The sequence below is a fragment of the Bifidobacterium amazonense genome, assembly GCF_018555435.2.
Taxonomy (GTDB): domain Bacteria; phylum Actinomycetota; class Actinomycetes; order Actinomycetales; family Bifidobacteriaceae; genus Bifidobacterium; species Bifidobacterium amazonense.
The window spans coordinates 1-8,454 of the sequence record NZ_JAFEJT020000091.1; the positions used below are offsets into that span (position 1 = coordinate 1).

Annotated in this window: 13 protein-coding genes and 1 pseudogene; 4 read left to right on the forward strand and 10 right to left on the reverse strand. The window is 63.5% G+C overall.

The genetic code is table 11. The features are described 5' to 3' along the window. The 3 genes from JS533_RS12955 to JS533_RS12965 form a co-directional block, all read left to right on the forward strand. On the forward strand, positions 1-267 hold a 267-nt coding region (locus JS533_RS12955; protein ID WP_241515159.1), incomplete at its 5' end, for an RNA polymerase-binding protein RbpA. 136 nt (positions 268-403) lie between these two features. Then, the gene (locus tag JS533_RS12960; protein ID WP_241515160.1) at positions 404-1,117 is read left to right on the forward strand and encodes an HAD hydrolase-like protein; all 714 of its coding nucleotides are present in this window, start codon (positions 404-406) and stop codon (positions 1,115-1,117) included. 239 nt (positions 1,118-1,356) lie between these two features. Further along, the gene (locus JS533_RS12965; RefSeq protein WP_241515162.1) at positions 1,357-1,611 is read left to right on the forward strand and encodes a hypothetical protein; all 255 of its coding nucleotides are present in this window, start codon (positions 1,357-1,359) and stop codon (positions 1,609-1,611) included. A 263-nt stretch (positions 1,612-1,874) separates the two neighbouring features. Here the strand turns inward: JS533_RS12965 and JS533_RS12970 are convergent, their stop codons facing one another. From JS533_RS12970 to rpe, 10 genes are all read right to left on the reverse strand, one after another. Next, a complete protein-coding gene (locus JS533_RS12970; protein ID WP_241515164.1) occupies positions 1,875-2,246 on the reverse strand; it encodes a C4-dicarboxylate ABC transporter in 372 nt (123 codons plus the stop codon). A 10-nt stretch (positions 2,247-2,256) separates the two neighbouring features. Further along, complete coding sequence (locus JS533_RS12975) at positions 2,257-2,940, reverse strand: MerR family transcriptional regulator (protein ID WP_241515165.1); 684 nt, start codon at positions 2,938-2,940, stop codon at positions 2,257-2,259. A gap of 88 nt (positions 2,941-3,028) precedes the next feature. After that, positions 3,029-3,466 carry an FHA domain-containing protein gene (locus tag JS533_RS12980; protein WP_219058606.1) on the reverse strand — a complete coding sequence of 146 codons (438 nt, stop codon included), beginning with the start codon at positions 3,464-3,466 and terminating at the stop codon, positions 3,029-3,031. Positions 3,467-3,566: 100 nt separating this feature from the next. Then, positions 3,567-4,391 (reverse strand): DUF881 domain-containing protein, encoded by an 825-nt coding sequence (locus tag JS533_RS12985; protein WP_241515168.1) that lies wholly within the window; start codon positions 4,389-4,391, stop codon positions 3,567-3,569. A 3-nt stretch (positions 4,392-4,394) separates the two neighbouring features. Further along, the gene (locus JS533_RS12990; protein WP_033493680.1) at positions 4,395-4,727 is read right to left on the reverse strand and encodes a small basic family protein; all 333 of its coding nucleotides are present in this window, start codon (positions 4,725-4,727) and stop codon (positions 4,395-4,397) included. Between the two features lies 1 nt (position 4,728). Next, on the reverse strand, positions 4,729-5,739 hold the full coding sequence (locus JS533_RS12995; RefSeq protein WP_241515169.1) for a DUF881 domain-containing protein: 1,011 nt from the start codon (positions 5,737-5,739) through the stop codon (positions 4,729-4,731). Then, the gene (locus JS533_RS13000; RefSeq protein ID WP_241515171.1) at positions 5,736-6,338 is read right to left on the reverse strand and encodes a CDP-alcohol phosphatidyltransferase family protein; all 603 of its coding nucleotides are present in this window, start codon (positions 6,336-6,338) and stop codon (positions 5,736-5,738) included. The genes JS533_RS12995 and JS533_RS13000 overlap by 4 nt, the downstream gene beginning before the upstream one ends. Positions 6,339-6,351: 13 nt before the next feature. Beyond that, on the reverse strand, positions 6,352-7,203 hold the full coding sequence (gene hisG / locus JS533_RS13005) for an ATP phosphoribosyltransferase (protein WP_241515173.1): 852 nt from the start codon (positions 7,201-7,203) through the stop codon (positions 6,352-6,354). A 74-nt stretch (positions 7,204-7,277) separates the two neighbouring features. Next, positions 7,278-7,541: a phosphoribosyl-ATP diphosphatase gene (locus tag JS533_RS13010; protein ID WP_241515175.1), complete on the reverse strand. Its 264-nt coding sequence runs from the start codon at positions 7,539-7,541 to the stop codon at positions 7,278-7,280. A gap of 30 nt (positions 7,542-7,571) precedes the next feature. Continuing rightward, complete coding sequence (gene rpe / locus JS533_RS13015) at positions 7,572-8,237, reverse strand: ribulose-phosphate 3-epimerase (RefSeq protein ID WP_241515177.1); 666 nt, start codon at positions 8,235-8,237, stop codon at positions 7,572-7,574. 91 nt (positions 8,238-8,328) lie between these two features. Here rpe and JS533_RS13020 point away from each other — a divergent pair. Further along, positions 8,329-8,454 (forward strand): annotated as a pseudogene (locus JS533_RS13020) (prolipoprotein diacylglyceryl transferase); the annotation flags it as partial.

The following is an 8,454-nucleotide window of genomic DNA, read 5'->3' on the forward strand; positions in this document are numbered from 1 at the left end:
TCGGACGTGGCATACATCTGTCCGAAGGGTCACCGCACGATCCTGCCGTTCGCGGAGGGCGCGGAGATCCCCGACGAATGGGAGTGCCGTTGCGGCGCCGTCGCGCACCGCGAAGGCGAAAACGACCAGGAGGCCGACGAGATCGCCAAGCCGACCCGTACGCATTGGGACATGCTGCTCGAACGCCGCAGCGAGGAGGAGCTCAAGGCCCTGCTCGACAAACGACTGCAGATGCACCGCGACGGATGGATCCCCGACTACGAGTGACGTCCGTACGTTGCGTCTTGCCGGATGCAATCTGAACGACACATGAACTCATGCCCGGTCGAATCGATCGGGCATACTTGTATCGTTTTTGATTCGCCATCCACGTTGTTCACGTTGGCAAGACAGGGGAGAGGACATGACCCAGCATCCCATGCGCGTCGTATTGCTTGATCTCGACGGCACGCTCACCCAATCGCACTTCGGCATCATCGCATCCGTCGTCAAGGCGTTCGAGGCGCTCGGCATGCCGGTGCCCGACGACGCCGAACTCCATCGCTTCATTGGCCCGGCCATTCAGGAGTCGATGGTCCGCAACGGGGTGCCCGCGGACCGTCTCGACGAGGCCGTGGCCATCTACCGCAAATACTATGCGGACGAGAACGTGTTCGACGATCCGAACGATCCCGGACATCTGGTGCCGGGACGGTTCTACAACCGCCTCTACGACGGCATCCCCGAACAGCTCGCCGCGTTGCGCGAGGCCGGCTTCTACCTTGCCGTGGCCACCTGCAAGCCCGAATACCAGGCCGTGCCGATCTGCGACCACTTCCATCTGACCGATATGGTCGACGGCGTGTACGGTGCGAGCCGCGACAGCTCCCGACTCGACAAGGACCAGGTGATCCGTTACGCGTTCGACCGGATCGGATTCGACGAGAAGGCGGGGGACAAGGCGCTTATGGTCGGCGACCGCTGGACCGACGCCGACGGCGCCACCGCATGCGGGCTCGACTGCCTCGGCTGCGGCTGGGGCTATGCGGAACCCGGCGAGCTCAAGGAGCACGGCGTATACCGGATCATCGACCGGGTCGACGAACTGTCCGGCGCGGTCGAGGAGTACTTCGGCTGACCGGTCCGTACCCGGTTGTTCGCATGCCTGTCATCATCGTCTTCCGCATTCGCAACGCCTCGGCATATTCGACATGCAAAGACATGCCAAGACAAGGGGTTGCCCGGTTGTGTGCATGATGTGCGCATCGGTTCATTCATGATTCACCGGTGTCAAGAACTTCGGTAAGATGATTGCTCTTTGCCTTGGCCCGCCCTTGGACATCGAATAACATCGACCCGGACACGAAAGGAACGACGATGATCAGCTTCATCGAAGACAACGACAACCCGTTCGACCACACCGAGCGTCTGATCGGCATGCCCGCAGGCGTGGAGGCGCGCATCGTGCGCATCGCACCCGGCCTGCCGTTCATCGCCACCGTGATCATGCCCGTCGATCGCGTTCCCGAGGATGCGGAAGGCGAACGCGTCGGTGTCAATATCGTCATGCATCACGCGTCGCCGGATCTGGGCGACGCACAGGATTGGGCCATCGCGTGGGCAAGCCGATGACGGAGACGACGTCGGTATCGGTTGATCGCGGGTAGGTAATCAGGGTGTGATGATGAGACGTTTTCACAGCGCCTCAGCATCACCCATAATTAACCGATAATGTACGTTATGTCAGATTACACAGTAATCTGACATAACGCCGGCCGGTTATGTGGCGTGTTGCGCACGCTTAACATAACCGGCCGGCTCCCCTGTAACACCTGCGGAGTTCTCTGAGAGGGTTTTGAGCAGCGGCTTTATGGGTTGGCCTTATGCGTTTGCGTTCAACGGTGTGCGCCGGATCGCAGCACGCGGTCCATCTGCGTGCGTTCCGCACGTTTGGCCTGCATGAACATCAGCGCCCATTCCAGCACGATCATCGCCACGCCGACTATGGCGCCGGCGATCAGAAAGCGTTCGTAGAACGCCATCATGCCGGGATCGATATCATGCTGCGTGAGGATGAGCGTTATGAACGGCACCGCGACCAGCACTACGGACGCGACCTGCGCATAGACGACGTTCCAGCTGACGGGCTCCACTTCGGGATGACGTTCGCCGGACAGAAAACGGCCCCGGACCGCCGTGATCGTGCAGACTCCCCCGGACCACAATATGGACAGCACCCATAGCAGCATCGGCATCAGGTCCGTCATGCATCCTCCTTCAGACGTCCATGCTCCGTTCGGCCTGTTCGGCCCGCGGGGCGCGCTGCAGGGCGATCTTCCTGCGCATCCGCATGGCCGTCAGTTCGTCGATCGGACGTACGGCGCTGGTCGAGGCCGGGGGCATGGACTCGAGATCGACGTAATCCTCATGTTCGAGCGCGGCATCGATCTGATGCCAGAGCGAACCGACCGAAATGGCGAACACGGCCTTGCCGCTTTGCAGCAGGTCGAGCATCTGCTCGCTGGTCGTGCACTCGTGCACGTTCTGTCCGTCGCACATGATGGTGACGTTCTCCAGACGGGAAACGCTGCGTTGCGACAGAAAGCCGATCGCCGCGGTCACGTTCTGCAGGTTCACGCCGGCGTCCAGCAGTTTCTTGGATACGGCGAGGATCACCACGTCCTTGAACGAGTACAGGCGGCGCGACCCCGAGCCGTGGGACGGCGTGATCGACGGTTCGACGATCTGCTTGCGCGCCCAGTAATCCAGCTGCCGGTATGTGATGCCGGCGACCTTCGACGCCACGGTGCCACGATAGCCGCGTTTGGCGTTCTGCGGGTCATCGGAGGGGAACAACTCCCCCTGCACCGCCAGATCCGCGCCGGTCGCCGCATCGGGGATCGACGTCCCACGGTCGGACGGTGTGGACACGACGCGCAGACGCGCATCCGTTGCCAGCATGTCAGCGGCCATCGCTCCCCCAATATCGAACGGTTCGTCCGCGCCCACGCCGCCCCCGCAACAGCGCGCGCGGAACGCGGAACAACGGTCAGGAAATGACCGCGGACTTGGTGAAGAACACGAGACGGAACTTGCCGATCATGATCTCGTCACCGTTGCGCAGCGTCGCGCTGTCCACGCGCTGCCGGTTCACATACGTGCCGTTCAGGCTACCTGCGTCGACGACCTGGAACACGTTGCCCACGCGGCGGAACACGGCATGCGAACGGGACACGGTCGAATCGTCGAGCAGAATGTCGGCCCGCGGATCGCGTCCGACGGTGATCTCGTCCTCGTCAAGCAGGTAACGGGAGCCGGATACCGCTCCCCTGGTCGAAATCAGCAGCGCCGTACCTTCGGACAGGCGGGCGATCGTGTCGAGATCCTCCTGCGTCAGCGGGCGGTCCCCGGTGGTGGTAATCGGAATGGTGATGGCGGGCAGGCCGATGATGGTCGTTTCGCCCGCGCTTGGAATCGGATCAGTCATAACTACACATTCTAGCAAGGCCGTCCGGCGTTCGTTTCGTTCGGCACACCCTCCGCGGAACCCGGACCGACGAAATACGGGGCGAACAGCAACAGGTTCGTCATTCCACGGTCTGCGCGTACTGGTACTGCTGCGGCTCACGCACCTCGGTGATGCGCACCGTGGTTTCCGTGGTCACGGTGACGTTGGCCCCGAACTTGACCTTGAGCCTCGAGCCCACGCCGCCGGCGATGTTCACTGCATTGGCCAACGCCTGCGGATCGCCGATCGCCTTGATCGTATACGGCGTGTCCAACGCCACGCCGTCGCACACCAGGCCCTCGTCCGTGTCGCTGATATAGGTGCTGGTGATCACACGAACGGAATTGATGGCGATCACCTCGGCGCCGGCGTTGCGAAGCTCCTCCAGCAGCGTGAACATGGTCGACGCGTCGACGTCGGCCTTCGATCCGCGCGTGATGCGGATGACTACGCCCTGGCCCTTTGCGGGCAGACGCCCCGACAGGATGCCGTTCGTCTCCTCGTTCTGCTTGGCGATCTTCTCGGCGGCCGCCTGCTTGTCGGCGGTGGCCTGCAGCGAGTCGAGCTGACTGGTCAGCTCGCTTTTGCGCTGCTCGAGGTTCTGCACCTGCGTGCTTGTCTGGCTGATGAGGCTGACCAGCTCGTCCTCGCTCATCGTCTCGTAGTTGGATTTCGTGTTGATCTGCACCATGTACCCGAACGCGAGCAACGCGCACATCACCGTGATGAGCGCGCTGGTGAGCAGTCTCATGCGCGTCGCGTTCGCATTGAGCGAACGCTTCCGGCTCCTGCGTTTGCGTACGACGGGGAACGAGCCGGTATCGGTCGAGTCGTTGGCCTTGTCCTGCGCGTGCTGGATGTGCATCTTGGTCAGCACGTCCTGCGGCTGTCTGCGTCGGGCCATGGCTCACCCCTTGAAGATGAAGCGGCGGATGGCGGACACGTTCGAGAAGATACGGATGCCTAGCACGACGATGACCGCCGTCTGCAACTGGGAGCCGACGCCCAGCTGGTTGCCGAGGAAGACGAGCAGCGTCGCGGTGATGACGTTGGAGAAGAACGAGATCACGAACACCTTGTCGGAGAAGCTGCGTTCGAAATAGGCACGCGCCGCTCCCAGCAGCGCGTCAAGTGCGGCGACCACCATGATCGGCAGGTACGGCTGCAGCATGACGGGAATGGCCGGCTTGACGAACAGGCCCACGACCACGCCGATGATCAATCCCAAAACCGCCGCCATGCTATTCGTCCTTTCCGGCGTAAGACAGGTTGCCGCTTGCCGCCGCCTCCAGTGTAATGGATTTCGATTTCGACACCTGCGGATAGATGCCGGCCGCCGCGAACGACGCGTATAAAGCGGGCTGGCTTTTCGATCCCACCACATCGGCCAGCGTGTCCCGGTCGCCGATCGCCGCGATCGTATAGGGGCTTTGCACCGGGTTGACGCCGATCATGATCGTTTGGCCTGCGGTGCGGATCGACGTCTGCACGCCGAGCCGGTATCCGTTGATCGCCATGGCCTCCGCCCCCGATTGCCACAGCAGTGAGACGAGCATCTGCAGATCGGCGTCGGTGACGACCTTGACCTGGCTGCTCGTATTGTCGCGATGGTAGGTGCCGTCGTCGTTGCCGTCCGCGGCGATCGGATTGGCTAGCGTGAGCGTGATGCCCTCTCCCTTGACCGGCACCGCGCCGGTCATCATCTCGTCCTGCACCATCGTGCCGGTACGTCCGACGTCGCCGAGCTTGTTCGATTGGTCGGTCACCTGCGCCTGCAGGCTGCCGACCTCGGCGGTCAGCTTGTCGAACTGCGTGTTGATCGCCTCGAGCTCGCTGGCCCAGTTCTGCCGGACGGTCTTGCGAGGGTCGGTGTGCAGCTGCTGTACGAACGCGCTGCCGTACAGTCCCACGGCGATGCAGATCACGAACACGACGACACGCGTCGCCCACCGCTCCCATGCCGAAACGTGGCGCTGCGCAAGACGCGAGTCCGAGAACAACGGATCCATCGGACGGTTCGTCAGATCGTCGATCAGCCGCAGCGAATCGTCGTTCGACCTGCGCCGACGGCGTGAGGCATGGCCTCCGGCCGCGGCGAGCGAGGCGTGATGCGAGTCGAGTCCGGCGAACGACGAGGAGAACGCGGCCCTGCGCCGGACCGTCGCCGATTCGGGGGCGACGGGGAACGACGGGGCAGCGTCCGCGACATCGAACACGCCGCCGTTGCCGGCGATGCCGTCCGCGCCGCTCATCGTGCCTCGCGGATCAGTTCGAATCCCTGCCGCAGATAGATGCCGCCGGCCAGCCAGTACAGGCCGACACCCCAGATGCCGGCGGCCAGGGCGGCCAGATGCAGCAGGTCGACCAGCGGATTGTTCCAGATGTCGCAGAAGATCAGCGCGGTGATCGAGATCATCAGCATCGCCGTGCCCGACTTGCCGACGAAGTTCACCGGCAGCGGACCGTAGTCGTACTGGGCGAGCATCAGCACTTCAAGCCCCATGAGCAGGTCGCGCAGACCGACGATGATAAGCATCCACCATGGGATGATGCCGGCCACGCCGAGCGCGAGGATGCTGCAGAAGATCAGAAGCCTGTCCGCGATGGGATCGAGGATCTGCCCGACCTTGCTGACCTGGTTGAGCAGACGCGCCAGGATGCCGTCCACCCCATCGGAGACGGAGGAGACGGCAAGCACGGCAAGCGCTTCGATCATCCGGTGCCGGGACACCAGCACGGCGATGATCGGGATCGAGATGATCCTCAGCAGGCTGATCAGATTCGGGACGGTGAAGAAGATGTCACGCGCCTCCGGACTGTATTTTTTCCTGAACCTCTCGTTGATCTTCATACGACGGGCGACGCTACATTCTCGAGGCCTGCAGCGCGGTGACGATGATGCCGCGCGCGCCGACCTCGTACAGCTGGTCCATGAGCTGGTTGACCTTGGCCTTGGGCACCATGACGCGCACCGCGTTCCACTGCTTGTCGTGCAACGGGGAGATCGTCGGGCTCTCGAAGCCCGGGGTCACCGCCACGGCGGCCGCCACCTTGGACACGGGGATGTCGTAGTCCATGAGCACGTAACGCTGGGCGGTGAGCACGCCCTGGAGACGACGGGAGAACTTGATGAGGCGTTCGTCCTGCTCGTCGAGGCGCGGGGAACGGATCAGCACGGCCTCGGAATGCAGGATCGGGTCGGCGAAGATGCGCAGGCCGGCGTTGCGCAGCGTGGTGCCGGTGGACACCACGTCGGCGATCAGGTCGGCCACGCCGAGCTGCACGGACGATTCGACGGCGCCGTCCAGATGGATGGTCTCCGCCTCGATGCCGTGCTCGACCAGATAGTCGTGCACCAGCTTGTCGAAGGAGGTGGCGACGCGCTTGCCTTGGATGTCCTCGAGCGTGCTGATCGGGGACTCGTTGGGGGCCGCGAAGCGGAACGTGGACGCGCCGAAGCCGAGCTGCATGTGCTCCTTCGCCTCGGTGCCCGAATTCAGCAGCAGATCGTGGCCGGTGATGCCGACGTCGATGGTGCCGCGGCCCACGTAAACGGCGATGTCGAGCGGACGCAGATAGAACAGTTCGATGTCGTTGTCCGGATCCTCGACGACGAGCTGGCGCGGATTGGAGCGCAGGCGGTAGCCCGCCTCGGCCAGCATGTTCCATGCGGGTTCGGACAGCATGCCCTTGTTGGGCACGGCGATACGTAACATCGGTTTCCTCCCTTATGAATGCCCGGCCGGGCGGGGCGCGCTGGACGCGTTCCACCCGGCCGGGCGGATGATGCTCACAGGTGCTTGTAGACGTCCTCGAGCGTGATGCCGCGGTCGATCATCATGACCTGCAGGTGATAGATGAGCTGGCTCATCTCCTCGGCGGTGCGGTCGGCGCCTTCGTATTCGGCGGCGATCCAGGTCTCCCCCGCCTCCTCGACGATCTTCTTGCCGATGAAGTGGGTGCCCTTGTTCAGCTCGTCGACGGTCAGGGAGCCGGCCGGCTTGGTCGCGGCCTTCTCGCTCAGCTCGGCGAACAGCGATTCGAAAGTCTTCATGTCTGTGGATTCCTTTCGGCTAGTGCCGGATCAGGCGCGGAACGCGGCCTCGGCCTTGGCGCGGATGTCGTCGATGGCCTGGGCCGGGCTTTCGGCGCCGTACACTGCGGAACCGGCCACGAGCACGTCGGCGCCCGCCTCGGCCACGATGTGCGCGGTCTTCGGGCTCACGCCGCCGTCCACCTGGATCTTGGTCTTGAGGCCGCGGCGGGTGATCTCGTCACGCAGGCGACGGACCTTGGCCATCTGGTTGTCGAGGAACTTCTGGCCGCCGAAGCCGGGCTCGACGGTCATGATGAGGATCATGTCGAACTCGTCGAGGATGTCGAAGATCGGTTCGACCGGTTCGGCCGGGCGCACGGCGAAGCAGGCCTTGCAGCCCATGTCGCGCAGCTGGCGGGCGAGCCTCACCGGCGCATGGGTGGCGCCCATGTGGAAGGAGACGGAGGCGGCGCCGAGCTTGGCGTATTCGGGGGCCCAGCGGTCCGGGTCCTCGATCATCAGATGCACGTCGACCGGCAGATCGGTGACCTGGCAGATGCGGCCGACGATCGGCTCGCCCAGGGTCAGGTTCGGCACGAAATGGTGATCCATCACATCGACGTGAACGAGATCGGCGTTGGAGATGGCCTTGAGGTCGCGCTCGAGATTGCAGAAATCGGCGGACAGGATGCTGGGTGCGATTTGAATAGTCATGGTTGTCATTCTATGGAGTCTGAGCGACGAGCAGGGCGATCATGTCGCCGCCCGTCGCGGTTGTTCACTGATTGTTCTTCTTGCCTGCGGCCTCGGCCTGCGCATCAACGTGTGGACCGCGATCCTGTGCTTCATCCTCGGCTGCATCCTGTTCGTGGTGCTGTGGCGGTTCGGCGGCGACTCCGAGCAGCTGTCCCGCCGGCTCACGGCGGTCACC

Coding starts and splice junctions, on each gene's coding strand:
- JS533_RS12980 (WP_219058606.1), bottom strand. CDS start 3,466: ATGACTGATCCGATTCCAAGCGCGGGCGAAACGACCATCATCGGCCTG.
- JS533_RS13010 (WP_241515175.1), bottom strand. CDS start 7,541: ATGAAGACTTTCGAATCGCTGTTCGCCGAGCTGAGCGAGAAGGCCGCG.
- rpe (WP_241515177.1), bottom strand. CDS start 8,237: ATGACTATTCAAATCGCACCCAGCATCCTGTCCGCCGATTTCTGCAAT.
- JS533_RS12975 (WP_241515165.1), bottom strand. CDS start 2,940: ATGCTGGCAACGGATGCGCGTCTGCGCGTCGTGTCCACACCGTCCGAC.
- JS533_RS12995 (WP_241515169.1), bottom strand. CDS start 5,739: ATGAGCGGCGCGGACGGCATCGCCGGCAACGGCGGCGTGTTCGATGTC.
- JS533_RS12990 (WP_033493680.1), bottom strand. CDS start 4,727: ATGGCGGCGGTTTTGGGATTGATCATCGGCGTGGTCGTGGGCCTGTTC.
- JS533_RS12960 (WP_241515160.1), top strand. CDS start 404: ATGACCCAGCATCCCATGCGCGTCGTATTGCTTGATCTCGACGGCACG.
- JS533_RS13000 (WP_241515171.1), bottom strand. CDS start 6,338: ATGAAGATCAACGAGAGGTTCAGGAAAAAATACAGTCCGGAGGCGCGT.
- JS533_RS12970 (WP_241515164.1), bottom strand. CDS start 2,246: ATGACGGACCTGATGCCGATGCTGCTATGGGTGCTGTCCATATTGTGG.
- JS533_RS12965 (WP_241515162.1), top strand. CDS start 1,357: ATGATCAGCTTCATCGAAGACAACGACAACCCGTTCGACCACACCGAG.
- JS533_RS12985 (WP_241515168.1), bottom strand. CDS start 4,391: ATGGCCCGACGCAGACAGCCGCAGGACGTGCTGACCAAGATGCACATC.
- hisG (WP_241515173.1), bottom strand. CDS start 7,203: ATGTTACGTATCGCCGTGCCCAACAAGGGCATGCTGTCCGAACCCGCA.